General features: G+C 45.0%; 22 protein-coding genes and 1 pseudogene. 11 read left to right on the top strand and 12 right to left on the bottom strand.

What is annotated here, in order from left to right; translation table 11 throughout:
- Window positions 1-107 precede the first annotated feature (107 nt).
- Both AC0YNT_RS22490 and AC0YNT_RS22485 read left to right on the top strand, forming a co-directional pair.
- The gene (locus tag AC0YNT_RS22490; protein ID WP_415639836.1) at window positions 108-1,001 is read left to right on the top strand and encodes a carbohydrate ABC transporter permease; all 894 of its coding nucleotides are present in this window, start codon (window positions 108-110) and stop codon (window positions 999-1,001) included.
- Window positions 1,002-1,005: 4 nt separating this feature from the next.
- Window positions 1,006-1,842 carry a carbohydrate ABC transporter permease gene (locus AC0YNT_RS22485; protein ID WP_475806611.1) on the top strand — a complete coding sequence of 279 codons (837 nt, stop codon included), beginning with the start codon at window positions 1,006-1,008 and terminating at the stop codon, window positions 1,840-1,842.
- A gap of 170 nt (window positions 1,843-2,012) precedes the next feature.
- Here the strand turns inward: AC0YNT_RS22485 and AC0YNT_RS22480 are convergent, their stop codons facing one another.
- Window positions 2,013-2,426, bottom strand: a complete 414-nt coding sequence (locus AC0YNT_RS22480) for a VOC family protein (protein ID WP_475806610.1) — start codon at window positions 2,424-2,426, stop codon at window positions 2,013-2,015.
- A gap of 186 nt (window positions 2,427-2,612) precedes the next feature.
- Between AC0YNT_RS22480 and AC0YNT_RS22475 the strand changes: the two genes are divergently transcribed.
- The 3 genes and pseudogenes from AC0YNT_RS22475 to AC0YNT_RS22465 all read left to right on the top strand — a co-directional run.
- Window positions 2,613-2,972, top strand: coding sequence for a BlaI/MecI/CopY family transcriptional regulator (locus tag AC0YNT_RS22475; RefSeq protein WP_475806609.1), 360 nt, complete (start codon window positions 2,613-2,615; stop codon window positions 2,970-2,972).
- Complete coding sequence (locus AC0YNT_RS22470) at window positions 2,969-4,420, top strand: M56 family metallopeptidase (protein ID WP_475806608.1); 1,452 nt, start codon at window positions 2,969-2,971, stop codon at window positions 4,418-4,420. The genes AC0YNT_RS22475 and AC0YNT_RS22470 overlap by 4 nt, the downstream gene beginning before the upstream one ends.
- Window positions 4,421-4,533: 113 nt before the next feature.
- Window positions 4,534-5,053: pseudogene (locus AC0YNT_RS22465) on the top strand (transposase); the annotation flags it as partial.
- 413 nt (window positions 5,054-5,466) lie between these two features.
- On the opposite strand, the gene AC0YNT_RS22460 reads toward AC0YNT_RS22465, so the two are convergent.
- Window positions 5,467-6,060 carry a hypothetical protein gene (locus tag AC0YNT_RS22460; RefSeq protein ID WP_475806607.1) on the bottom strand — a complete coding sequence of 198 codons (594 nt, stop codon included), beginning with the start codon at window positions 6,058-6,060 and terminating at the stop codon, window positions 5,467-5,469.
- A gap of 216 nt (window positions 6,061-6,276) precedes the next feature.
- Between AC0YNT_RS22460 and AC0YNT_RS22455 the strand changes: the two genes are divergently transcribed.
- Entirely contained in the window at window positions 6,277-7,296 is a 1,020-nt protein-coding gene (locus tag AC0YNT_RS22455) for a YheC/YheD family endospore coat-associated protein (protein ID WP_475806606.1), read from the top strand.
- Window positions 7,297-7,489: 193 nt separating this feature from the next.
- Here the strand turns inward: AC0YNT_RS22455 and kduD are convergent, their stop codons facing one another.
- From kduD to AC0YNT_RS22435, 4 genes are all read right to left on the bottom strand, one after another.
- On the bottom strand, window positions 7,490-8,239 hold the full coding sequence (kduD, locus tag AC0YNT_RS22450; protein ID WP_475806605.1) for a 2-dehydro-3-deoxy-D-gluconate 5-dehydrogenase KduD: 750 nt from the start codon (window positions 8,237-8,239) through the stop codon (window positions 7,490-7,492).
- Between the two features lie 3 nt (window positions 8,240-8,242).
- Window positions 8,243-9,010 (bottom strand): DeoR/GlpR family DNA-binding transcription regulator, encoded by a 768-nt coding sequence (locus AC0YNT_RS22445; protein WP_475806604.1) that lies wholly within the window; start codon window positions 9,008-9,010, stop codon window positions 8,243-8,245.
- 4 nt (window positions 9,011-9,014) lie between these two features.
- Window positions 9,015-9,848, bottom strand: a complete 834-nt coding sequence (gene kduI / locus AC0YNT_RS22440) for a 5-dehydro-4-deoxy-D-glucuronate isomerase (protein WP_475806603.1) — start codon at window positions 9,846-9,848, stop codon at window positions 9,015-9,017.
- A gap of 429 nt (window positions 9,849-10,277) precedes the next feature.
- Window positions 10,278-11,846 (bottom strand): glutamate synthase-related protein, encoded by a 1,569-nt coding sequence (locus tag AC0YNT_RS22435; protein WP_475806602.1) that lies wholly within the window; start codon window positions 11,844-11,846, stop codon window positions 10,278-10,280.
- A 386-nt stretch (window positions 11,847-12,232) separates the two neighbouring features.
- Between AC0YNT_RS22435 and gmd the strand changes: the two genes are divergently transcribed.
- Complete coding sequence (gene gmd / locus AC0YNT_RS22430; RefSeq protein ID WP_475806601.1) at window positions 12,233-13,348, top strand: GDP-mannose 4,6-dehydratase; 1,116 nt, start codon at window positions 12,233-12,235, stop codon at window positions 13,346-13,348.
- A 104-nt stretch (window positions 13,349-13,452) separates the two neighbouring features.
- Here gmd and AC0YNT_RS22425 read toward each other — a convergent pair whose 3' ends face one another.
- From AC0YNT_RS22425 to AC0YNT_RS22415, 3 genes are all read right to left on the bottom strand, one after another.
- On the bottom strand, window positions 13,453-14,418 hold the full coding sequence (locus AC0YNT_RS22425) for an ABC transporter substrate-binding protein (RefSeq protein WP_475806600.1): 966 nt from the start codon (window positions 14,416-14,418) through the stop codon (window positions 13,453-13,455).
- 440 nt (window positions 14,419-14,858) lie between these two features.
- Complete coding sequence (locus tag AC0YNT_RS22420; protein ID WP_475806599.1) at window positions 14,859-15,974, bottom strand: DegT/DnrJ/EryC1/StrS family aminotransferase; 1,116 nt, start codon at window positions 15,972-15,974, stop codon at window positions 14,859-14,861.
- A gap of 20 nt (window positions 15,975-15,994) precedes the next feature.
- Window positions 15,995-16,660 carry an acetyltransferase gene (locus tag AC0YNT_RS22415; protein ID WP_475806598.1) on the bottom strand — a complete coding sequence of 222 codons (666 nt, stop codon included), beginning with the start codon at window positions 16,658-16,660 and terminating at the stop codon, window positions 15,995-15,997.
- Window positions 16,661-16,848: 188 nt separating this feature from the next.
- Here AC0YNT_RS22415 and AC0YNT_RS22410 point away from each other — a divergent pair, with 188 nt between their 5' ends.
- A complete protein-coding gene (locus tag AC0YNT_RS22410; RefSeq protein WP_475806597.1) occupies window positions 16,849-18,765 on the top strand; it encodes a DUF4214 domain-containing protein in 1,917 nt (638 codons plus the stop codon).
- A 2-nt stretch (window positions 18,766-18,767) separates the two neighbouring features.
- On the opposite strand, the gene AC0YNT_RS22405 is transcribed toward AC0YNT_RS22410, so the two are convergent.
- Genes AC0YNT_RS22405 through AC0YNT_RS22395 form a run of 3 tightly spaced genes read right to left on the bottom strand, consistent with a single transcriptional unit; the run spans window position 18,768 to window position 21,786 of the window.
- Window positions 18,768-19,940, bottom strand: coding sequence for a glycosyltransferase family 4 protein (locus AC0YNT_RS22405; RefSeq protein ID WP_475806596.1), 1,173 nt, complete (start codon window positions 19,938-19,940; stop codon window positions 18,768-18,770).
- 34 nt (window positions 19,941-19,974) lie between these two features.
- Complete coding sequence (locus tag AC0YNT_RS22400; protein ID WP_475806595.1) at window positions 19,975-21,063, bottom strand: glycosyltransferase family 61 protein; 1,089 nt, start codon at window positions 21,061-21,063, stop codon at window positions 19,975-19,977.
- A 48-nt stretch (window positions 21,064-21,111) separates the two neighbouring features.
- On the bottom strand, window positions 21,112-21,786 hold the full coding sequence (locus AC0YNT_RS22395; RefSeq protein WP_475806594.1) for a class I SAM-dependent methyltransferase: 675 nt from the start codon (window positions 21,784-21,786) through the stop codon (window positions 21,112-21,114).
- A gap of 353 nt (window positions 21,787-22,139) precedes the next feature.
- On the opposite strand from AC0YNT_RS22395, the gene AC0YNT_RS22390 reads away from it, so the two are divergent.
- Genes AC0YNT_RS22390 through AC0YNT_RS22380 form a run of 3 tightly spaced genes read left to right on the top strand, consistent with a single transcriptional unit; the run spans window position 22,140 to window position 24,880 of the window.
- Window positions 22,140-23,135, top strand: a complete 996-nt coding sequence (locus tag AC0YNT_RS22390; protein ID WP_475806593.1) for a glycosyltransferase family 2 protein — start codon at window positions 22,140-22,142, stop codon at window positions 23,133-23,135.
- The gene (locus AC0YNT_RS22385) at window positions 23,104-23,871 is read left to right on the top strand and encodes a glycosyltransferase family 2 protein (RefSeq protein WP_475806592.1); all 768 of its coding nucleotides are present in this window, start codon (window positions 23,104-23,106) and stop codon (window positions 23,869-23,871) included. Before AC0YNT_RS22390 ends, AC0YNT_RS22385 begins: the two co-directional genes overlap by 32 nt.
- Window positions 23,849-24,880: a GT-D fold domain-containing protein gene (locus AC0YNT_RS22380; RefSeq protein WP_475806591.1), complete on the top strand. Its 1,032-nt coding sequence runs from the start codon at window positions 23,849-23,851 to the stop codon at window positions 24,878-24,880. Before AC0YNT_RS22385 ends, AC0YNT_RS22380 begins: the two co-directional genes overlap by 23 nt.
- The last annotated feature ends 7 nt before the right edge of the window (window positions 24,881-24,887 follow it).

Genomic DNA, 24,887 nt, shown 5'->3' with positions numbered 1-24,887 from the left:
CAGCCATCCTTTATACAAGGCTTATATTACACCGCGATACGAATGCTGCTCCTACTCTAGGACGGCGCAGCCTTGCGGCAGAGAATCTTGTGCAGGAGATGGTAGGAATGAGAGCGGTTTTTAAGAAAGATTTAGCAGGCTATGCTTTTATCAGTCCATTTGTTGTTGGTTTTCTTGTATTTACCTTTATTCCGATTCTAGCTTCTCTCTATTTATCATTTACGGATTATGATCTGTTCACCACACCATCTTGGGTTGGCTTCGACAATTATAATGACTTGTTCACGCATGACAAGAAGTTCTGGCAGTCTTTAAAAGTAACGTTCCTGTATGTATTTATCGGAGTTCCACTACGTCTGTTTTTCGCGCTTATGGTCGCGATGCTTCTGAATACTGCTTCGAAGGCGGTTGGTCTTTATCGTACGTTGTTCTACCTTCCTTCCATTATAGGCGGCAGTGTGGCTGTCTCCATCATGTGGCGTAACCTGTATGGCGATAAAGGGATTATCAATGGCCTATTAGAAGCTGTTGGCCTTGACGCTGTAAGATGGTTCGCTGATCCAATTGCAGCGCTATGGATGCTCATTACGTTGTCGGCTTGGCAATTTGGCTCATCCATGCTTATTTTCCTAGCCGGACTTAAGAATATCCCGGTCAGCCTATATGAGGCTGCAGGTGTAGACGGCGCAAATGGGATTCACCGATTCTTTAAAATAACGGTGCCAATGCTGACACCGATCATATTGTTTAATGCGATTATGCAAACAATCGGAGCTTTCATGACGTTTGTTCCGGCTTATATTATTTCCAAGGGAACAGGTGGTCCACTGGACGGCACCTTGCTCTATTCGCTTTATTTATTCCGTCAAGGCTTCCAGTTCTTCGATATGGGAACCGCGTCGGCAATGGCATGGATCATGCTCATTATCGTAGCTATTCTGACAACCGTCTTATTCTTGTCGTCGAAATACTGGGTTCACTACGAGTCAAAGGAGGGGTAAGCACATGATAGCAAAAAAATGGAGATGGTCGATTTATCATATCGTTGCAGCAGGCGGCGCTATCGTGATGATTTATCCTGTTATTTGGCTCCTGATGAGCTCATTCAAGAAAAGCGAGACAATCTTTACTACTTCCAGCCAGCTAATTCCTGCTCATTGGATTTGGACGAATTATTCGGAGGGCTGGCAGGGCATCGGTGGACATACGTTTGGCACTTACATTTATAACACACTGGTACTTGTCGTCTTGGCTACAATTGGGGCGGTATTGTCTTCAGCGCTTGTCGCCTTTGGTTTTGGCAGGCTGAACTTCAGAGGGAAGTCATTCTGGTTCGCCATTATGATGGTTACTCTCATGCTGCCGCATGACGTAACTCTTGTTCCGCAGTACATTTTGTTTTCTAAAATTCATTGGCTGAACTCGATAAAACCAATTGTTATTCCAGCGTACTTCGGTGCTCCGTTCTTTATCTTCCTGATGGTGCAATTCATTCGGACGATTCCAGGTGAGCTTGACGAGGCGGCGACGATTGACGGCTGCGGTAAATTCCGTTTGTTCTATCGTATTATTCTGCCGCTGATCATTCCTGCAATGGCAACCGCAGCGATCTTCTCCTTCTATTGGCGCTGGGAGGACCTGATGGGTCCACTGCTTTACCTGAACAAGCCATCGATGTACACGGTTTCCATGGCACTTAAGATGTATCTCGATGCCGAGACATTATCGAACTGGGGCGCTATGTTCGCGATGTCGATTGTAAGTTTGCTTCCAGTATTCGCAATCTTCTTCTTCTTCCAGAAGCATATCGTTGAAGGGATTAGCACAAGTGGTTTGAAATAACTGAAATAAAAGAGAACGATCTGATATTAAAACTTCGATGAGACGATGAAATTAGTGATGTAACTTTGCGATTCTCTACGTACGAAGCAATGGACACATGTTAATGGAATATAAAAAAAGCTGCCGTGAAATCTTATTGGCAGCTTTTTTACGTCTTTATATAGTGGAACTTACCAACTCACTTTTCCAGTCGCGTGTTTATAAAATGGAGACTCTTTCTTTTCACAAAAAAATGATAGTTGATTTCCGTTTGGGTCTTTAATAAATATTTCATTCATGAGTTGATGTTGATAGGAAATAGTAATTTCTACACCTTTGTTTTGAAAATGGCTCCTTAGGGCATCGAGGTTATCTGTTTCAAAATGAAAGTAGACATTTGTTTGGTCCGTATCAACTTGAAATTGTAATGGAGCAGATTGTTGAACATGAATAAGAGCTAATAATGCCTCACCTGTTTTAAAGCTGAGACTCGCACCATTTCCCCAATGATCAATTAATTGAAGGTCTAAGTTATCTGTATACCAATCAATACTTTCTTCAAGATTCAAGACCGGTATGAACACAGCTCCAACTCTAAGTCTCATCTAATCACACATCCAATTCAAATTATTTTATATGTTTAGATCGTATCACAATATATTTTCTAACTGTACTAAAAAATGTATATAACTCCCAGTTTGATGTTTTACTTGACAAGTGAGGTTTACTCCAATAAACTCTTCGTATGTATTAGGTTTACTGTGTTAAACCTTTCGAAGGGGGCGAACGGAATGGAATCCTACAAATTATTTGATGCTGAATATAAATTTGCTAGTCTGATTTGGGACAACGAACCGATCAATTCAACAGAGCTTGTAAAACTGAGCAAAATAAAACTTGGCTGGAGCAAGTCAACGACCTATACGGTTCTTAGAAAGCTGTGCGAGCGGGGGATTCTTCAGAATGAGGAAGCGATGGTCACTGCTCTTGTGAAGAAGTCGGATGCTCAGAAATACGAAAGTGAGACCGTTGTTGAGAAAGCATTCGATGGGTCCTTGCCGCAGTTTCTAACAGCTTTCCTGGGAGGCAAGAGATTGACTGAGAAGGAGGCTGAGGAGCTGAAGCGGATTATAGAGGAGGCATCGCAATGACGAGCTTGTTCATTACGATTGTTAATATGAGTATAACAGCAAGCTATGTGGCATTGGCGGTTATGCTGATGAGATTATTGCTGAAGCGGGCTCCTAAAATCTTCTCGTATATTCTATGGCTTGCTGTCGCGTTTAGATTGGTTATCCCTATTAGCTTCACATCTGGTTTTAGTTTATTGGCATTCGTACAACCCCAGGGTAAATCAGGTGCAAATGTTATGGAATACGTTCCTTCGGATATTGAGATGTTGAAGAATCCCGTTTTGGATATCGGGATAAAGCAGTTTGTATTCTTACCGTCTGCTACTCCGGAGTCAAGTGTTAATCCCATGCAGGTCATCATGGCGATTCTGTGTTTGATCTGGATAACAGGTGCATCTGTTCTGCTTCTTTATTGCATCATCATGTATATGAAATGTTGGGCTAAGCTGCGAACGGCGACTCTGGTTAAGGATCAGATATTTGAAACGGACCAGATTTCCACACCTGTTGTGTTTGGTTTTCTAAAGCCAAGAATTTATATCCCCGTCGGGATCAGCGAGCAGGAACTGCCTTTTATTATAGAGCATGAGCTTACCCATATTAGACGACGGGATCACTTAATCAAGCCTTTTGCGTATCTGCTGCTGATCATTCATTGGTTTAATCCGGTGATGTGGCTGTCGTATTGGCTTATGAACAAAGACATGGAAATGTCCTGTGATGAGCGTGTTGTGCTTTCGATGGGGGAGGGGACAAAAGGAAGCTATGCAACGACCTTGCTGTCCCTTGCGGTAAATCGGGGGAGACTAAAAGTCGCAGGACCACTTGCTTTTGGAGAGAGTGATGTGAAGGCGAGAATTAAAAACATCGTTGCTTACCGAAAGCCCTCGTCCCGAGTAATAGCTATATCTGTGCTCGTATTTGCTGCTTTGATTACCGGGTTTACAGCTAATCCTAAGCCGCTGCAACAATCGCTGTTTCCTTCGCAATCTACAGGAGACGTTAGTGATCTAATCTATGATCTAGGTAAGTTAATGGATAACAAAACGCTGTATGTAGGCAATGCTTCCAAAGTTGGAGGGCTGATCAGCGCATTGCCTAAACCAACAGGTCTAGAAGGAAAAGGGCTGGAGCTTCAGACCAAAACGCAGCCTTACGGTGTGACAATTGTATATAAAATAGATGATGAAGCAAAAAAACCTTTTGCGGACCTTGATATATTTTATAAGAATTCCATTATGCTTCTCAGTCTAATTGATAACGTGGATCTTATTACTTATAAGGTAGATCATACAATTAACAGGACGACAAGGAGCTCTATGTCAGTTAAGATGTCGCGGGCCGAAGCGAATCAACTGCTCGGAGAAGATGTCCGTCATTTTGCCACAGATGAGCAAAGCGTCAGAGAGTTGATCGACCGTGTAGAAAGCATGTCAATTAATGATCTAGATAAATCACAAACGTAAGAACATGTTACAAAATTAAGAGGGTGTCCCATAAGTCATTACTATTACGATGGGGCACCCTCTTTTATTTGAGTTAAACAGCAAACTGCGCATTTAAATATTCTTCCGATCGCAATACCTACCACAAAGAAAACACCAAAGCATGGCAACAAGACATTAGCAAATTCGAGAATTGGTTGTACGACGAGCAGGAAGACACGTGGACATGTGCAGCAGGACAGAAACTCCTATTCCGTTATGAAAGCAGAAGTACCACGGAAAGCGGATATGAAATCACAACTCGTCACTATCGTAGCTTTTCATCATTGAAAGAACGATGTACGAAGGCACAAGGAGATCGTGAAATAAAGGTCAGCATGGAATATCTTCGCCTTAAATGACAAGCTCGGGAGTAATTAAAGAGTGAAGATGGACATGCCTTATCGGTTCGACGCATGCACGAACCGGAGAGTGTGTTTGGGCAAATAAAGAATAACCGAGGAATTCCGTCGGTTCCTGCTACGAGGCTTACCGAAAGTCAGCCTGGAGGTCGGGTGGCTTTCACTTGCCCGCAATTTGCTGAAGAAAGCAGCAAGAGATCTAAAAATAAAAAATAGCAGTGCAGGGATAGCCCTTGCACTGCTATTTTTATAGAAATTACACTGATGCGAGCTGTTTTTCCAGCGAGCGAGCTCCTTTTGAGACAGCCCCTGTTTTTTACAGATCTGAATTCATTTTGCTAGGCTCTCATAAGACAGACGCTTTTTGCAAAAATTACTACCTTTTGGGTTTCAGTTCAAGCTAACCATAAGAAGAATATTATCACTTAAGCCAATTTTTCTATATCGATTGACGCGCTCACCTGGTCTCATTAATGTTAATGATCATCTGAGGGGAGAACGTGAACGCTACTCCCCATGAAATCATCCCTCAGCTTCGCGCCATTGAACAATTTGATATTACATTATATGTAAGTGAATTAGGTATTCGTTTCCCAAAATTTAGTATGATTTTTCCAGCGGTAGTTATTAAGTACTGCCGCTGGAAAATAATCGCTTCTCGATTATTTAAGTGCTTAAAACTGCAGCGGTAAGGCCAGCAAAGTTTATCGTGATGTCTTGCCCACCAATCAATCCTGTCCCTGTAGCTCGCAGAGAATAGGTATGAGTGCCGGTCAACGGCGCTTCATCACATGTCGTGAGAGCAAGCGTAAATGGACTGTTAGCCATTGATCCCGTATCGATTGCAGTAGCAATGACAGCTCCATCATCACGAACGATATCTACAATTAAAGTTACATTGTTAGCACTCGGTGTCCATGTTACGTAACCGGTCAACCAAACTGTGTTACTAGGTGCAGCCACAGTTGCTGCAACAGTTAAAACTGTAGCAGTTGGCGTTGTGGCGTCCAAAATAATTGGCGGTGTGCCGGCATACTGTGCACAATCAAATCCAGTTAAAAGCCCTGGTGTTCCAGGTGGTCCTGCTGGCCCTTGAGCACCTTGAGCACCTTGAGCACCTTGAGCGCCTTGAGCACCTTGAGCGCCTTGAGCACCTTGAGCACCAGGAATACCTTGAGGGCCTTGTGGTCCTGCTGGCCCTTGTGGTCCTGCTGGCCCTTGCGGCCCAGGGGGTCCCGGAGGACCTGGTAATCTACCCATCTTTGTATGCACACTCCTTATTAATAATTTAGCAAGCATGAAGATATGAGGCCCAATTTTCCATTGCGGCTACAAAACAAGATATTCCCGAAGATAATTTTAATTGCAAGTACACCAAAAATTTTTTCTCTTCGGTTGTATTGTTGTCCATTCATTATCTGCTTCGTCACATACATTGTTTATATGATTTTCTATATTAGATTGTGGAGGAAAATAATGAGTTTTGTAGGCATTTTGGTTGCAAACCTTAATCAACGGAAGAACGTTCTTAAGCAATATCTTATGACCAATACAATGAATCTGAAATTATTTTGTTTTACTCCATCCTCTATCAACTGGAGGCGGAGACGTATCCTTGGGCTTCATCGGTCCAACGGCAGATGGGTGCAAGGTTATTTTCCATTACCCAAAGTAGTCTACAACCGTTGTTATAATACCGATCAACAACTCCTCGAACGTTTGGGGGCAGCAATCGGCATCAATAAATGCTTCAATCATATTAATCATTTCAATAAACAAGAGATTTATACGAATTTAAACAGATGGCTTTCTGATTATTTGCCGGCAACCGTTCCCTTCGACAAGGAGAACGCCGTTCTATTGCTAAAGGTTCATAAAGAGCTATACTTTAAACCTTGTTTTGGCCATCAAGGAAAAGGTGTAATTCGAGCAGAAATGCAAGCTTCAGGTGAAATCCACATGGGCCATCACTATTTTTTGCCGGAAATCATTTTCCAAGACACGCAGCAATTTCAGGAGAGCATTCAAGAGATACTCGGCTCCACCCCCTATATCATGCAAAAAGGTATCTCTATACAACAAGTAGATGACCGAGTTTTCGATATCCGGGCACTCGTGCAAAAAAATGAGAATGGATTATGGTCGGTCACGAATCTTGTTAGCCGGATTGCATCTAAAGGCAGCTTTAATACAAGCATCTACGATAAAACCTGTTTATCGCAAGATATACTCAATCGTCTGTATCCGGCTGAAAGAGTTGCTCGTATTATTCGTTCAATTTATGACATCAGTTTAAGAAGCGCTGAAATAATGGACGAAAATACCGCCTATCATTTAGGAGAATTTAGCGTAGATTTTGCGTTGGACAACGATGAACATGCTTGGATCATTGAGCTAAACGGAAAGCCTCAAAAAACACTATATAATGGCATTGGCAAGCAAAGTGCGGTCTATATGCGACCGATGCAATATGCCCAATATTTGTGCAAGCACTGATCTAGACTGATGGTTTAATATATGGGGTGGGGCTTGGCAGGGTTACTCGCCTTTAAGTGACGGAACATTAAAGGATTCCAAGATGAGACCACTGCAAAGTCTACTTCTAATGAACGAGAAATAAACTAAAGAAAAACGAGCCTCTAGAATCGCATCTTAGGCTCGTTTCGCATTTAGGAGTTCATATATGTTATTATCGACCCATCCAGCCGCCGTCTACATTAAGAACATGACCACTCAAGTAGTCGGATGCGGAGGAAGAGAGGAATACAACAGGACCTTTCAGGTCTTCCGGTGTACCCCAGCGTCCTGCTGGAATACGCTCGGTGATCGCATTCGTACGAGCTTCGTCCTTCAGGATTGGAGCTGTGTTGTTTGTTGTCATATAGCCTGGTGCAATCGCATTGACTTGAATACCACGGCCAGCCCATTCATTGGCCAAAGCTTTCGTTACGCCAGCAACCGCATGTTTACTTGCTGTATAGCCTGGTACATTAATGCCGCCTTGGTAGCTGAGCATCGATGCGACATTGATGATTTTACCGCTGCCGCGTTCCAGCATATGACGACCAGCTAACTGGCATAAGAAGAAGACCGAGTTAAGGTTAAGATCAATCACATCATACCAATCTTTAGCGGAATGATCAGCAGCAGGAGTACGGCGGATGATTCCCGCATTGTTCACGAGAATATCAACTTTGCCAAAAAATCCACGTGCCTCATTAAAAACATCCTCAAGAATATCCGCATTGCTCAGATCTGCAGAAATTTCTTCCGCCTGACCGCCAAGTGCACGAATAGCTTCAACAGTGGCATTACTGTTAGAGGACGAAATAGCTACGATTGACGCGCCTGCTTCTGCGAGTCCAATGGCCATCGCTTGTCCAAGTCCGCCCGAAGTTCCGGTGACAACGGCTGTTTTGCCTGTAAGATCAAATAACATCGATTATTTCATCCTTTCATAGATCGCTAGATTAGCACCAGCTTGCCGATACTGCTCTGCGGTATCAGCGGCAATGCCGGCGTCCGTAATGATCGTTGTAATGTCTTGAAAGCCAGCGAAAGTGAACAATGCACCTTGCCCAAATTTATGATGATCAACGACAACATAAGAGGATTGAGACGTTTCGAGTAATGCTCGTTTAAACGCTGTTAAATCCCCCGTATAAATCGTAAAACCAAATTCGGGATGAACGCCTGTCGCAGACAAGAAGGCTTTCTTGATATTCAGCTTGCGGATATACGCTTCTGCTTCAGCACCTGCCAGCATATTACGAACACGGTAGCCCCCGGGCACAACCAACTGGATTGCATCCTTCCGGGAAAGCTCAGCAATAATATGCACATCGTTCGTAATGACGGTAAGAGGCTGATTAGGAAGCTTTTTTGCGATTTCAAGTGTTGTACTGCCGCCATCTAAGGCAATAATATCGCCTGGTTCGATGTATTGAAGCGCCAGCTCAGCAATCTCTGTCTTCTCTGGGGCATGCCGCACAAGCGGCTCTTGCTGAGATAGGATGCCAAGTTGATCGCTTTGTGCAAGGACTGCTCCCCCGTGAATACGGAGGAGCAGTCCTTTTTCCTCAAGCCTTGCTAGATCCTCGCGAATGGTCTTACCTGTCACGTTAAGACGCTCACTAAGCTCTTGAACCGTGACTTCGCGGCTTGCCAGCAGAGCTTCCATAATAAGCTCATGCCTTCGAATAACGTTCATTGGATTATTTCAGATCTTGAGGCGCAACAGGATCCATATCTTCGAAGATTTGGTTCTCGCCAGCCATACCCCAGATGAATGTATATGCGCTAGTGCCTACACCGCTGTGAATTGACCAGCTAGGGGACAGGATAGCTTGCTCGTTGCGTACGACAAGATGGCGTGTTTCTTGCGGCTCGCCCATGAAGTGGAAGACATTACCGTCTTCTGGCATATCGAAGTACAGGTATACTTCCGAGCGGCGGTTATGTGTATGACAAGGCATAGTGTTCCAGTTACTGCCTGGTTTGAGCATAGTAAGACCCATTACCAGCTGACAGCTTTGAATACCGCCTGTATGGATGTAACGGAAAATCGTACGTTCGTTGTTTGTCGTCAGCGCACCAAGATGGTTAGGGGAAGCTTCGCTGATCGATGCTTTAACGGTTGGATAGTTTTTATGCGCAGGAGACGAGTTCAAATAGAATTTAGCTGGATTAGCCGAATCAGTACTTGTGAATACAACTTCAGCTGCGCCAAGACCAATATAGAGGCAGTCTTTGTTTTCCATATCGTAAGCCGTGCCGTCAACAGTGATTGTACCGCGGCCACCTACGTTAATAATGCCGATCTCACGGCGTTCGAGGAAGGTTGCAGCACCCATTGTTTTTGTATCAGCTTCCAGTTTAACCGGCTGGTTAACGGGTACAGCGCCGCCAATGATAAAGCGGTCCACGTGAGAATAAGTAAGGGTCAGAACGTCTGGATTAAAGAGCGACTCAAGCAGGAACTCTTGACGAAGACGGGAAGTATCAAATGCTTTAACCTCTTGTGGATGTGAAGCATAACGGATTTCCATGAAGAAAACCTCCATTGTACATTTGTTTTGTTTAAATGAGTTTATTTGAGTTCGTATATGTTCATTTTAAGTCTGGGATCTCCTATTTGCAAGACTTAAATAGAGAAGGAGAGTTTATTTTTAGTTTTTATCGTTTCGATTTGTTTTTGAATAAAGCCACCGCTTTTATTAACGAGTAAGAGAATTCCAATGATAAGAATGACGATACCAAATACAAGGGTATTTCTTGGTACATTCCAAATTATACTCGGAGTCATGGTCTTTAAAGTGAGATTGTCTTGGACACCTTGAAATGACTCCTGTTCGAATACCTAAAATATCCATTTCAGGTATTCTAGAAAGGTTTGAGCATACCTAAGGTTGCTATCAGAAAAAGCACTAGAAAAGCAAAACCCGCTAAACACCTGATGGTGTCTAGCGGGTTTCTTCTTACACCGTTTCCGGATAAGGATACATATCTATAACGCGATCCGTATGCCCGTTGTCGGTCATAAAGACAACATGCTCCCGCTGGAATTCACGCGGACTGTTCAGGCCACACGCTGCTGCGAGGGAGAAGAGGCCTTCCCTCATTTGAAGAATGTAGTTCATAACGCGCCATTGTTTTTCTTCTGGAGCAAGTGCTTCCTGATACTTGTCGTCGGTCGTCGTAACACCTGCCGGACATTTGCCAGTGTGGCATTGGAGTGCCATAATACAGCCGTTCGCCATCATGAAGCCGCGGGCCGAGTTAACAGCATCAGCACCAAGCGCTAACGCAATTGCGACTTTATCTGGCGTAATGAGCTTACCGGAAGCAAAGATTTTAAACCGATCACGGATACCGAATTTACGTGCCGTATCATCCAGTATTAGTAAGGCAGCGAACAGCGGAAGACCCATTCCATCTGCCATTGCTTTAAAAGTTGCACCCGATCCACCTTCCGAGCCATCCACGGTAATGAAGTCCGGATAGATGTTCATGTCAATCATCGCTTGGAAGAATGGCTCAAGCCGCTTCGGATCGCCAACAACGATCTTTACACCAATAGGTTTGCCGCCTTCCTGCTGCAGCATATGGATGAAATCCAGAGCTTCCTCCGGCCGCGTAAGGAATTCGAAGCGGTTCGGAGAATTTACCGTTTTGCCGATGGGAACGAGACGGGCTGCAGCGACTTTTTCATTCACCTTGGAGCCTTCGAGATGACCGCCGCGTATTTTTGCACCTTGATGGAATTTTAACTCAAACGCTTTAATGTTCGAATGACTAGCCTTCCGCTTAAATGCTTCAATCGAAAACTTACCAACTTCGTCACGGAAGCCATAGAGGCCAGGTCCAATCTGTGATACTACATCAACACCTGTAGACAGATGTACATCCGCAACGCCGCCTTCTCCCGTATTAATCCAGGAGCCGCTTGCCATAAAAGCACCACTACCGGTCGATTGGATATAATTCTCGCCAACGGCTCCGAAGGAGGTTGCTGAAGCACCAAACAATCCTTTCAGCTTCCAAGGCTGCTCACGATTATTTCCGACAATGAGGGCATCCTCATCATGAAGAAGCCAAGGCTTCACATCTTCACTAACAAATTTTTCTTGCCGCGTAAATAAACCTTCGTCGGTAATCACATATTTTTTGCCCGGCCGAAGGGTTTCATTATCGATCTTCAGCTCACTCGTTAATTTAGGAAACATCGCATTGGATAGATAAAAACCAGGCTTCTCATAATCTCGCCGGCCACCAAAGGATATCAGATCTGTCCGGTATTTCGCCGCATACACAACACCAACAAAATCCGCTCTCGAGAACGGTTTCCCTTCTGTATCGTTATCGAACCAATATTGGCGGAACTCGGGTCCAAGCTTCTCAAGTAAATACCGAAGCCAGCCAAGGAACGGGTGCGAACGGATGATGGAATGCTTCGGTTTCTTCGATAAAGCATACATGTAGCTGAAGAAGATAACCGGAGGCAGCACGATAATGGCGAGCAGTACAAACAGAATAGTTAGAACCATAAACAGTAAACCCTCCCGATCTGGAGAAAAATAAACGTGAATGCTTACCATTATATCACAGCGGAGGAGGCGGATGCTTCCGGGCAGCTATTCCTCCTTTTAAACACGTACAAAAAATAACAGCCGTACAATCTCAGCTAATGTCCCGCCCGCATATAATGAAAGCGTAGATGATGCTAAAGGGGACGATGCTATGAATAGACGGACGACTATGCTTATATCCCTGATCTTGTATGTGGTGCTGGCAATAGTACTTATATTAAGTGCGGTCTTTCATTTTGGATGAAAATGGTTCTTTGTCCGATGCCGAGGATGTTTGTCCTGTCATAACATATTGGAGATAGCAGGGGACTGACCTGCTCAATATGACGATGACGGAGGGAACCATGAATAAGGTCGCCTTCATTACAGGGATTACCGGGCAGGACGGCATGTATCTCGCAGAGCTTCTGCTTGCAAAAGGATACACCGTACATGGACTTAGACGTCGGAGCTCGCTTGCCAATACGGGACGGATCGACCGTATCGCCGATGAAGCGAATCAAAAGGGGCGAAAGCTTGTACTTCATTACGGCGACTTAACGGATTCCACAAACTTGGTGCGTTTAGTCCAGCTTATTAAGCCGGACGAGATTTATAATCTGGCAGCTATGAGCCATGTGCATGTCAGCTTTGATTCGCCGGAATATACGGCCAATGCTGACGGTATCGGGACGCTGAGGCTGCTGGAAGCCATTCGTATTCTTGGACTAATTGAGAAAACAAAGATTTATCAGGCTTCGACTTCGGAACTTTACGGCTTGGTGCAAGCCGTGCCGCAAAGCGAGACAACACCGTTTTACCCACGCAGCCCTTATGCGGTAGCTAAGCTGTACGGCTATTGGATCACCGTGAACTACCGGGAAGCATACGGCATGTATGCTTGTAACGGCATCCTGTTTAATCATGAGAGCCCGGTTCGTGGTGAGACTTTCGTGACGCGGAAAATAACCCGTGCCGTCGCCCGGATTGCTTACGGTTTACAGGAAACGTTAGCACTTGGCAACCTGTCGGCAAAACGCGACTGGGGTCATGCACGCGATTATGTTGACGCGATGTGGCGGATTCTTCAGCAGGATGAGCCAGAGGATTATGTGATTGCAACCGGACAAACGACGGAGGTCCGTGAGTTCGTACGGCTTGCTTTTGCAGAAGCGGGAATAGAGGTCGCTTTTGCCGGGCAAGGGGCGGAAGAATACGGCTACGTTGTATCCTGCAGCAATCCAGCATTTCAGTTGGCTGAAGGAACGAAGGTTGTACAAGTGGACCCGCGTTTTTACAGGCCGTCTGAGGTTGAGTTGTTGATTGGTGATCCAACCAAAGCGAATACCAAGCTGGGTTGGCAGCCGGTCAGCAGTCTGCAGGATCTCGTTGGTGAGATGGTTGCCGGTGATCTTGCGGAAGCCCACCGCGTAGTCGACTTGCGCAAGCTGGGTTACGATGTAAGCTTGGATATGGAGTAATCGGTGGATAAAGCTGTCTCGTAGAGGCAGCTTTTTTCATGTGAAATTACGCCGAAAAGCCCATTTCCTCTCCCCCTAAAGAGAGAAAAATTGGGCTTTACTAATTAACGTTTCATTATGGTGACAATTTCATCAAGCAAACGGTCCAGTGTAATGGGATCATCATAGTTGAATTTGCTGTCCAGCGTGTATACATGATTTTCTTTTACAGCCGGAATCGATTTCCAAAGACCACTATTCGTTAGTGACGCTTGTCTAGCAGTGGTTTCATCACCGCTGTCAGTAAGGAGGAAGACATAGGATCCCATATAGTCGGGCAGCACTTCATCCGAAACGTCGATAAACCTTTCATTGGCGCTAACCAATTTGTCTACGCCTTTGGCAGGAGTAAAGCCTAATTCTTCGAATAAGGTCGTGTTGAGACCTTTATTGCCCATAATGTACATGTCTGATCCTAACAGAAGCAAGGAGGTTGCCGTGTCGCCTTCTTTAATGTTCAGCTTGGACTTTGTAGATTCAACCTTCTCATCATACTTGGCGAACCATTCATCGAACTCTTTGGTTTTACCCAGCAGGTCAGCAATGTGACTCAAGCGTTCTTTAGTCTGGAATGTGCCATCTAGGCCAACAACAACGGTTGGAGCAATTTTGCTCAGAGCGGCCAGTCCTTCTTCATCCCAGTCATCAAAAATAATCAAGTCCGGCTGCAGCTCCAGCACCTTCTCGGAAGAATACGGGTAACCAACGTCGGTGATTCCATCGATTAAATCGGGGTATGCGACTTGGCTTGCGATTACGGCAAGGGAAGCACCAGCCGGCTTAACTCCAAGTGCCAGCAGATCGCCGGGGTTGCTTCCGATATAGACAATTTTTTGCGGAATGGTTGGAACCTCTACTTTATTGCCCTTATAATCTTTGTAAATTTTGGTTGTACTTGTCTCTTCATTAGCAGCTGTGCTGCTTGGTGAAGGGGATGGACTTGATGAGTTCTCGTTAGCCGGAGAATTAGCGTTCCCGCAAGCGGTCACAAATAAGGTCAAAAACAGAATACTGAATAAAAGCTTTTTCATAAGTAAACTCCTGTTCGCCGAATGGCATTTTATATTAATAATGATAATCATTATCACAAACCAGATTATAGAGAAAGTTCATCTATTCGGCAAGAGGGAATTGAAAAATAGTAGTATCGAACGACGCGCTCACTGTAAGGGAAGGGTGAGTGGGATTCTGGCAAGGAAGGGGGATTGTGGATAGTTAGATGAGGAGGGTTTGCGAGTAAGCTGGATAGTGAGGCTCACTAATCATTAATTTGCAGCACCAATAACGAATTACACGGCGAAAAGCCTCACTAATAGTGAGCTTTCCCGCCGATACTTTATCAAATATGCTAGTCTATCAATTATCCAACTCGATTACAAGATAAGTGTAGCTACTAATTTTTCTAAACCCCAAAAAACCCATTTCCTGACCTCATGGACAGGAAATGGGCTTTCTTCATTTTCATCTATAACTATCCGCGTACCCGCGCTTTAATCCGATCACAAATATGCTCGATATCCTGCTCTGTCAGTCCTCCGTAGGTTGGAACGTTAAAGCCTTGTGCAGCGATACGATTCGCGACAGGGAACTGTTCATGCGGCTGCATGCCAAGATAAGGGGGAAGAACATGCATCGGGTAAAAGAATGGCCGGGTCTCAATGCCGTCGTCCTTGAGCTGCGCCATTACTTGATTACGCCGTTCTTCGTCGGCATCATTGAGGAGAACACTGAACATCCAATAAACGTTCTTCGCCCATAGCTTCTCAACGGGCAATGTGATGGACGCTTCATCCTTCAGATACTTGTGGTAGAGTGCCGCGACTCTCTTACGTTCGCCGACATGCCAATCTACCATCTCGAGTTGAGCGCAGCCAACAGCTGCCTGAAGATTCGTCAGACGGTAGTTGTAACCTACCACCGGGAACCAATATTTACGAACTGGATCAATACCTTGGCCGCGTAGAGTACGCATCTTGTTTGCCAGTTGTTCATCGTCTGTTGTAATCATGCCGCCTTCTCCGGTTGTAATGATTTTGTTGCCGAAGAGGCTGAAGGTCGCGATATCTCCAAGTGAGCCGGTGCGTTTCCCTTTATACTCTGCACCAAGTGCCTCAGCGGCATCCTCCAGAATAAACAAGCCATGCTTGCGAGCGATGCTTGTGACCACATCCATATCGGCTGGGTGACCATAGAGATGAACGGGGATTATACCTTTCGTGCGTGGGGTAATGAGACCTTCCAGCTTCTCCGGATCCAGGTTCCAGGTCTCCGGCTCGCAATCGATGAAGACAGGTGTTGCCCCGCAGTATACAACCGCATTAGCGGTAGCGATGAAGGTGACGGTCGGAACAATCACTTCATCACCTGGTCCTACACCAAACGCCAGCAGCGCAAGATGAAGAGCGGTTGTTCCGTTACTGCAGGAAATGGCATATTTGGTGCCGCAATAGGCGGCGAAATTTTCTTCAAATGCATTAATATATTTTCCGGCTGAAGAGATCCAAGTCGAATCGATACAATCCATCACATATTTTTTCTCATTTCCGTTAAACACGGGAACGGCAACCGGATAAAACTTGTTGTCCATCAATTATGCCTCCCTCCGAGTTACGTTCGTTCCAAATTAATAAGTAAAGTCCGTTTGACAGTTGCCGGCACTCCTACGGCCAGTGAATAGGATGGAACCGGACGAATGACCGTTGCTCCAGCCCCGATCATACAGCCTTCTCCGATGTGTATGCCGTCAATAACTGATACTCCTGTGCCAAGGAAAGACTTGTCGCCGACGGTGACGTTTCCTGACAAATGGCAGCCGGGTGCGATATGGCAGGCTATGCCGATATTCCCGTCATGATCGACAGTTGCTCCCGTATTAATGATGGTATAAGAGCCAATCCGAGTATCCGGTTCAATAATACTGCCTGGCATGACAGCGACGCCTTTGCCAAGCGTGACATGGGAAGCCAAATAAGCACGCGGGCTTATGGCGTTAATAAGCTCAAATCCGAGGTTCTCTACATGCAGCGCAAGAGCATGTCGTTTGGCATTGTCCCCAATCGCAACAAAAGCATGGTGTATACCTTGTTCAAGCAGTTCAGGGAGAATATCGTCACCACCAATGACAGGCAAGCCAAGGACATTGGCATGAGGATCACGGCCGATGCATCCTATCAATTCAACATGAGGATCGCTGCGAAGGATATCAACAATGACTTTGGCGTGTCCGCCTGCACCAATAATGACAGTTTTGTTCGGCAAGGCATGGTGAAACAAAATAATCGACTCCTTTACGCACTACTCACATCATATTCATTCTGTATGAAAATGCCTCAATTCCGGCTAGACAGGCGTCTAATTCAGCAAATATGGTTGAAATCCCTAGAGGGCTAGGGCTGATGCCGTTGCTTTTTCAAACCGTGACAATACTCTATCTAAAGAAGATGAAGGATTGGAGGCCAAGTATGAAGCGTAAAATGAAACGCAAAAAGGGTTCGATCAAGCGCGGCTTGCGAAACCGGCTGTCTCGCGGCAAGCGACGTAAGCATGGAAAGCTGAAGAAACTGTCCAGGAAGTTGGGTAGAGGAAGGAAAAAGCAACGTAATAAGAAAAAGGGCAGTGCGAAGAAAGTAAAGGAACATGTACCAGATACCAAGGCTGAGGAACCTGCCGCACTTCAAATTGCCGAAGAAGATTTATTGCGACTTCGTTCGAATAATGCAAGAGTCCGGGAAAGTCTTAAGGAAGGTAACCGAATTATAGAGTGGTTTTATCCGATTTTCAAATTGAATAGCGAAGATTTTGTATGGGAGATGTACCGTCAGATATTGCAGAGGGAACCTGATCCAGCTGGTTTCTATACGAACAAAAAGAATGTAGATGCGGGCATGTCTAGAGCAGCTGTAGTGGCGACTCTTATTCAAAGCAATGAAGCTGAAAATGTTTTCAGAAGAAAACCCTCTGGAGACAGCAATACAGCTGCGTATGTGCTGCAATCGTTGCTCCCCACTCAGGAGCTTGAATTTATACATGGCATCTATATGCAATTATTGTATCGCTTACCGGATGCGGCAAGCATGAACCGTAATATCGGGTCCTTAAGACAGGGTGTCTCTCGGCAAGTAGTAATCGCTCAATTGGTGTTGTCGGATGAAATGCAAGGATTGCTGATAAATGGATTGCCTGTCGTAAGATCAGTCATAGCTGAGAGCCGCAGTAAACAGAATATCGGTATCTTTTTAAACTTTGTTGTACAAGTGGCTTTAGACGGAGAAGGAATCGGGCGATTTATCGTACGGTTGACAGAAGGGCTCTTATCTCTAAACAAGGGTTACATTCTTCACATTGCGACAACGGAAGTAAACTATCGGGAAATGAAACAGGTCTTCGATAAATTTATAGTGGAATATCCCGGACAGATTCACTTGCACCACTCAGACAGTATGGAGGTCATCAACCGTACAGTTCCTGCGGACACCTGGATTGTTCCATATGCAGGCATGGGCTTGGCTCAATATTTACAAAAACCTTATATCGTCTGTTTACATGATCTTGTCTATCTTCATTTTCCTGAACTATATGCGAAAGATATGGAATTTTTCCAATACGTGCACTCCGTAGCTGAGAGAATAGCAGCGAATGCAGCCATTGTTGTTTTTAATTCCGAATTCATTCGGAATCATGAAGGCCTAACCTTCTTGAAATTGCCGGTACACAAAACAGAGGTGGTCAGGTTCGCTGCTCCTTATGAGGAATATACGTCTATCGGTGTAATTACCGAAAATGAGTTCCGTTCCAAATATAATTTGTATGGACGGTATATAGCATTTCCTTCAGTTGCTCGTCTGCATAAAAACCATCATAGGCTAATCGATGCTTTCCACCGTTACTGTCTTACTGAGCAAGGCAGGGTATCCGGACTTAAGCTTGTATTTACGGATGAACTGGGATATCGCCCTAATCAACCAGAAATTGAAGCTGCGTTAAACGCCATTGCTGATCCTCATATTCGGGCGTCTGTCCTATTTCTTGGCAGGATTCCATCCATTCATTTGCCGTCGTTGTATAAATATGCTGAAGGTGTTGTCGTTCCTACCTTATTCGAAGGCAGTTGTCCGTTTCCTATTTTGGAGTCTTTGATTATGGATACGCCAGTATCCTTTGGGCGTCTTGCTGTCGTGCAGGAAGTCGTTGCAGATATGAGTAATTTTGCTACCTTCGATCCTCTTGATCCGCTGGAAATGTCCAGTGCAATAGATCGACTGGTCACTAACGGGAAATCCGTTGCTTCTGTGCAAAAGGATGCATTCGGCAGTCTTCTGCACAGAAGTTGGCGGCATGTAGCTGAGGAGTATTCCTCGATTATCGAGCGATTGACTTAATGTTATGGAATGACTCTGCCGTAATAACGCCAGTATGTTCGACGGAAAACATTGAGATATTGCTTCGCAATGTCATCCCATGTTTGAGACGGGTCATGAATTCCTAATGCGGCAGAGTGCTTATACGTGTCATAATCACTAAAAAATTGATCAAGCGCTTTGGCAATAGAGTCCGGGCTATGTGGGTCGAACCATGCAATCTTGGCACTATGCTTCGACAAATGCTCCCGCATTACGGGAATATCCGAACATAAGACCGGTGTTCCAAGGCGTAAAGCTTCTTCAACAGGATAGCTGCCGCCCCCTTCCGATAAACTTGGCATGATGAGTGCTTTAGCATTTCTAATAAGAGCAGGAATATCGCCATCGCTGACAAAGCCAAGCGGGAACACATCCTTATCAACTACAAGCTGCTTTTGTTTCATTATCGAAATAAGTGTCGGATTCCATCTAAGCTCCGGTGTGGTATCAGGAAAAGGCCGCCGTAGTAATTCTGTTGAATATCCGGTTAATACTAACGGATATTTTTTTCTGTCTTTAAATTGGGATAGGGCAATTAATAGATTGTAGTGATTTTTATGAGGGGATGTATTCGAAGGATAGATGATATATTCCGGCGGAAGTTTCACTGCGAGTTCCGGTGATACCTTTCTTGAATACACTCTACTAATCGGTGTAATTGCATGCGGAATAACGAATGCACGCTCAGAACGGTTGCCGAAATGGAATATGAGGCGATTTTTCACATGCTGTGATGATACAACGACTGAGGAAATATGGTCGATCCACATTTTGGATGTTCTCCAATATGCCGATAATTCATTTCCGGTAATAAAGGGAGGCACAAAATCAAATATCGTCGTATCGTGAAACGTGCAGACCGTCGGGCGGTCAATCTGTTGGAATTGCTGCGTGTGTGGCCAAAAATAATATACGATATCCATATTCGCAAGCAAATGTAAGCAGGCCGGATCGTTTATGGTACGCTCCGTATTTACAATCTCAATCTTTCCGGTTTTCAGCAGTTCTTCAGCATTTCTCATTTGAAAATCCGGGGACACAACCAGCCTTATACGCTTGACTTCAGGTTGCCGGGCAAAAGCTGCGGTCAAATTATGCAATAGTCTCATGCCGCCGCCAATAGAGAAATGAAGTGACCAAATAAGGATATTCATTATCTGTCCTCCTGTTAGTCATGCCTAATAAATCTTAAATATCCGCCATTTGTAAACAACGTTCCAGCTTGGCGATATCGACAATGATATTATCAGTTCCGGGGTGCGCTTTTGGGGGCTGCTCCACGTTGCACAAGAGCTCGTAATAATGCACGTTAGCATGGCAGCTGATTTTCCAAAAATAGTTGTCAATGATTGTGTTAGGAGCGAGTTCGATAAAAGTTGCTCCAGGCTCGCAGAAAGCAACGTTAATATTTGCGCTTCCGAAAGGAGCGATAACGATATCAGCTGAAGAAAAAATGTCGATTTTTTCTTCCATGGTCATAGGTGTGGTTACTAATTTTTTGAATCCTTTTTTTGTCAATAGCTGCATAACTTCATCCTCATTAATAACGAATCTCGCAGACGCGTCCTCTCGACTGATGTAGATTCGCTCATAACCAGCTTTCTTATGGACCTTCCGGTTATGTTTCAAGCCTTTTGTAATATATTGAGAGGTCCATGGTGGACATTTCCCCAGATGAACAGGAACGGCAGGTATGACTAACTTTTTAGCTTCGATATGAAAATCCGGTTTCGAAACCTCAATCAATTTATCCATTGGGATGCCGAGCATTTTTAAGGATTCATATTGGAAAGGACGACTCAACTTTCCGATGATATAGTGATCAATCGGGATGCCACTTTGCTCTAGCAGATGAAAGCGTGGAAGGATATCAAAGAACCAGTGGCCGTATATATTTTGCGTATAAATATTCAGATGGGGTATATTCCAGCCCCAAATCAGAGAAGCAACCGTCTTGTCGTAATACACCGATGACGGAAGCTCCTTTTCAGCATAGGGACAGTTGAATTCAACATCGAGCAGTCGCTTATTATCCGGTGTGACGGGATAGCAGTTGCTGGTCGCGAGACGTCCATTGGGAATCGTAACGACAAAGGCCTCGTCAAAGCTGCATTTTTGGTTCCAACGGGGAGGGTCGAGACCTTTTGGAGCAGGAAGAGTGATCGTTTGTCTTGGGTAGATAACTTTATAATATCTATTGTTATTACGAGGATCGATGCCAAGTTGTTTTATCCAATCTATAGTTTTCGGATAGTAGTCCAACGGAACGGTATACATTTTTTACCTCCTAAAATGTTTGCAGAAGCAAACATACTTCGAAAGCGCCTATCTTGAATATTGCTGGACAAGCAGGTTTTGGTTTGCAATTACAGTCTTGAATGGCTCGGGGCAGCCTTTCGGAAACAAAACACCTAGACCGTTTGAATGAGTGAACTGTATATGAGGATAAATAGCGCTTAATTGCTCCCAAAGCACATGTACGCCAAAAGTCGGCAGTTTAACGACAATATCATGAAATAATATAATGCCATTCGGAGCGAGCTTCGGCAGCCATCTGCTAAAGTCGTGAAGAACCGCTTCATAGGTATGGTATCCATCAATATGAAGCAAATCTATTGAATGATCACCAAATAACGTAAGTGCCTCGTCAAAAGTACTGCGGACCAAAGTGCTGAATGCAGAGAATTGTCTACTGTTAAAGGATTGGACGTCTTGATAGATATTCAATTGCCCGTATAGACCTGTGTGTTGATCGCCTTGCCAGGTGTCGACTGCATAACATTTTGTTGGTAAACGTGCATCTTGAACCGCTTGGCAAAAGCTAAAAAAAGATGTTCCGTAATACGTACCTAGTTCAACGATCGTTCTTGGCCTAGCACGGCGAACAATATCGTAAGCAAATCGCCTGTGTCCTGACCAAGCCCCTCCAACCATAATACTAAGGGGTATTTCTGGTGCGCTGTCCGCTGCGAATGTTGGCCTATAAAACTTCCAATCCATATGTCAGCTCCCATTTTTTATTATTGATGCACAAAGAATTGAAATATCTTATGTCCACTCGCTAAGAGAGGTCAGGGACAAACGTGTAAGATGATAAACACATTTATGAAACAGGTTGGCGTACATAAGCCGTTACGAACCTATTGTCCGTACATACAATGTCAGAAGTAGACAGATGTATTCCTATTGGTATGTGAACATAGAAAGACTACATTAAGGATAACGAGGTGTAAGCTGTGAGAGGCCTCGCGAGGAACAAGAAAAAGACAAAAACTAAAAGGGTATCCAGGCCGAAGCACGAGCGATATCGCTCGTCCATTGCCAAAAAGTCTCAGCTGCTGCAGGGCACGAAGATGTCTTCCATGATGGCTTGGCGGCTTGGGAGAAGAGCTGCGCTTGACTTCCCGCTGGCCGAAGGTGGAGATCAGCAACAGCATGTTCAAGAGCTGTGGATGAAGGAGAGTCATCTGAGAAGAGAGATATCTGCAGGGAGCAAGTATCTTTCAGTGATGAAAGCTTTCTTAGACGGCTATTTCTCAACAAAGCCAGATGAACAGAAACCTGATTGGGTGCTGCTTCCTACTAATAAGAAGGTTGCCGCAGTAGTGATGGCAATGAACGAGGAGCTGTCCATTGCTTCGACCATTAAGGAGCTGGAACGTATGCCGCTTAGTGAAATTATTGTTGTTGTAAACGGCTCAACGGATTCGAGCTTTAAGATGGCAAGAACAAGTGAAAGGGCGATTATTCTCCATTTCAACGAAGCGCTTGGTCATGATGTTGGGAGAGCAATTGGAGCAAAGGTAACAACCGCGGATATTGTGCTCTTCGTAGATGCGGATATACCGGTATCAGCGGAACAGCTTGTTTCCTTTGTAATGGCAGCAAGCCGTGGTGTCGATGTTGCCTTGAATGATCTCTCTCGTTATGTAGGCAAGTTCTCAGATTGGGATGAAGTGACGATTCTGAAGGATTTCCTGAATCGTTCGAATCATCGTCAGGATCTATTCATGAATTCAATGACAGCTGTTCCTCATGCCTTGACCCGAAGAGCAATTGAGACGATTGGCTCCGTCAATCTGGCCGTTCCGCCCAAAGCACAAGCGATTGCCTTGAAGAAGGGACTCCGTGTAGGTACCGGCGGCAGTGTTAATGTATTCAGGGCAAATCGGCATAGGAGAGAGAATGTTGGGATTAGTAATCCCATCTCCAAGCTGATTATGGGCGATCATCTGGAAGCGCTTGGCTGGGCAATGCAGGAGGGGAACCCTCGACTGAAGTATGTCGATTATTTGCGTAGAAGGGATCGTGTGACAGGTGCTGACAAGTATAATCATCCCCACCTATAATTCACTTTCTCTTCTCCGTCGGACAGTGGAATCTATTCGGAAGCATACGCAGGAAGATTACGAGCTTATTGTGATTGATAATGGTTCAACCGATGGGACGCTCGATTTCTTAAAGCAGCAGCACATTATAACCATCTCCCTGCCACTCAATACGGGTTTTCCAACCGCTTGTAATTGGGGGTTAAGGCTGGCACGAGGGGAATGGTTGCTGCTGCTTAATAATGATGTTCTTGTTACTCCAGAGTGGCTGACAAGAATGCATAGGACTTATAAAGCTGATCCTTATATCGGGATTATCGGACCTATGACGAATTATGCAAGCGGCAAACAACAGATCAAGATGGAAGGTCGATATGACGAATTTGCTGCAGGGCTGCGTAAAGAGCAGGATAAGAAATGGGAACCTTTGAACCGGATTATCGGTTTTTGCATGTTGTTTTCTCGAGAGATGTTAAGGCGGATCGGCATGCTCGACGAACGATTCTCCCCGGGACATTTTGAAGATGATGATTATTGCCTGCGGATCCGGCGTGCTGGATATCAGGTTGTAATGGCAAAGGATGTATTCGTCTACCATCATGGGAGCGCATCCTTTAAGGAGTATGATCAGGAAGTGCTCGAGACGCTGCTGGCCAGGAACCGGCGGTTGTTCATAGACAAATGGGGAGTAGACCCCGTCGAATTAGCAGGAGAGGATTTCAAGGGGGAACGTCATGCGAATACGGACGTCTCGTAAGCGGCAAATAGCCGGCAGACTTCGGAAGCCAAAAAAACGGAGTGCAAGAAAGCGCCGAATGAAAAAAAGCGTACCTCTGTTACCAGGACCCGTGATCCCAATTGAAACAGCCCCAGTTATTCCAGATATAGTAAAGGTAATCGAAACAGATCAGTCGCAGCTTGATACCAGCCATGATAAGGGTTTCCAGGCAGGCTTCGCAAAAGGTTATCAAGAAGGGAAATATGCTGGTGGGGAAGCAATTATTGATCAGATGCTTCCCCCGGATCAGATACTTCCAGAAGTTACGGTGGAACAAATCATCGCCGCTGGTGTAAGCATGTACCGGGAACATTCTATTCCATTGTTGACGGTGGAGCAGGTTGGAGATCGGATCATCCAAGCACTTGATGAACAGCAGCCTCTATCCCTTGTCCGATTAGGTGATGGAGAGCTGCTTACATTGGCTCAAGAGATCGTCATGCCGGTAGAGACAGTAAGGCGTGAAGGCAAATTTCTGGAATATGCCGGAGTGAAAGTGCCGGATCTTGATATTAGAGACCGACTGGCGGAGGCTGTCATTAAGGCAGATCTTGTAGGTATCCCGAGAACACGAATGCCAAATTATCAGCCGCTTGTTGCACCTGTCTTTCAGGCTTATGGCATTCCATTTACGAAGCGGCAATGGACTGACTCGCTTGTTAACTATGGCTTATGCCAAGCCGGATACTTAATGCGAATTTTACGCAACAGGCGTGTTCTGGTCATTGGTAATATGGCAGAAGGGCTGTCTACTGTGCTTACCGGGAAAAGTATTGCTATAGCAGGAATGATTACTCCAGTGAATGGCGCACGGGATGCAGCCAGGGTCGTCCAGTTAGCGAGGAATTATGAATTTGACATTGCCCTCGTCTCTGCAGGAATTGCCGCAGTGCTTATAACAGAGGAACTTGCAAGGGTGACAGGGAAGGTTGCGATAGATTTCGGCCATATGGCGAATGTGTTCGTAAAGGGTGAAGCCCCGATTTAATGAATAG

The sequence above is a fragment of the Paenibacillus sp. J22R56 genome (assembly GCF_056269375.1).
This window is presented reverse-complemented; position numbering and strand designations above follow the sequence as displayed.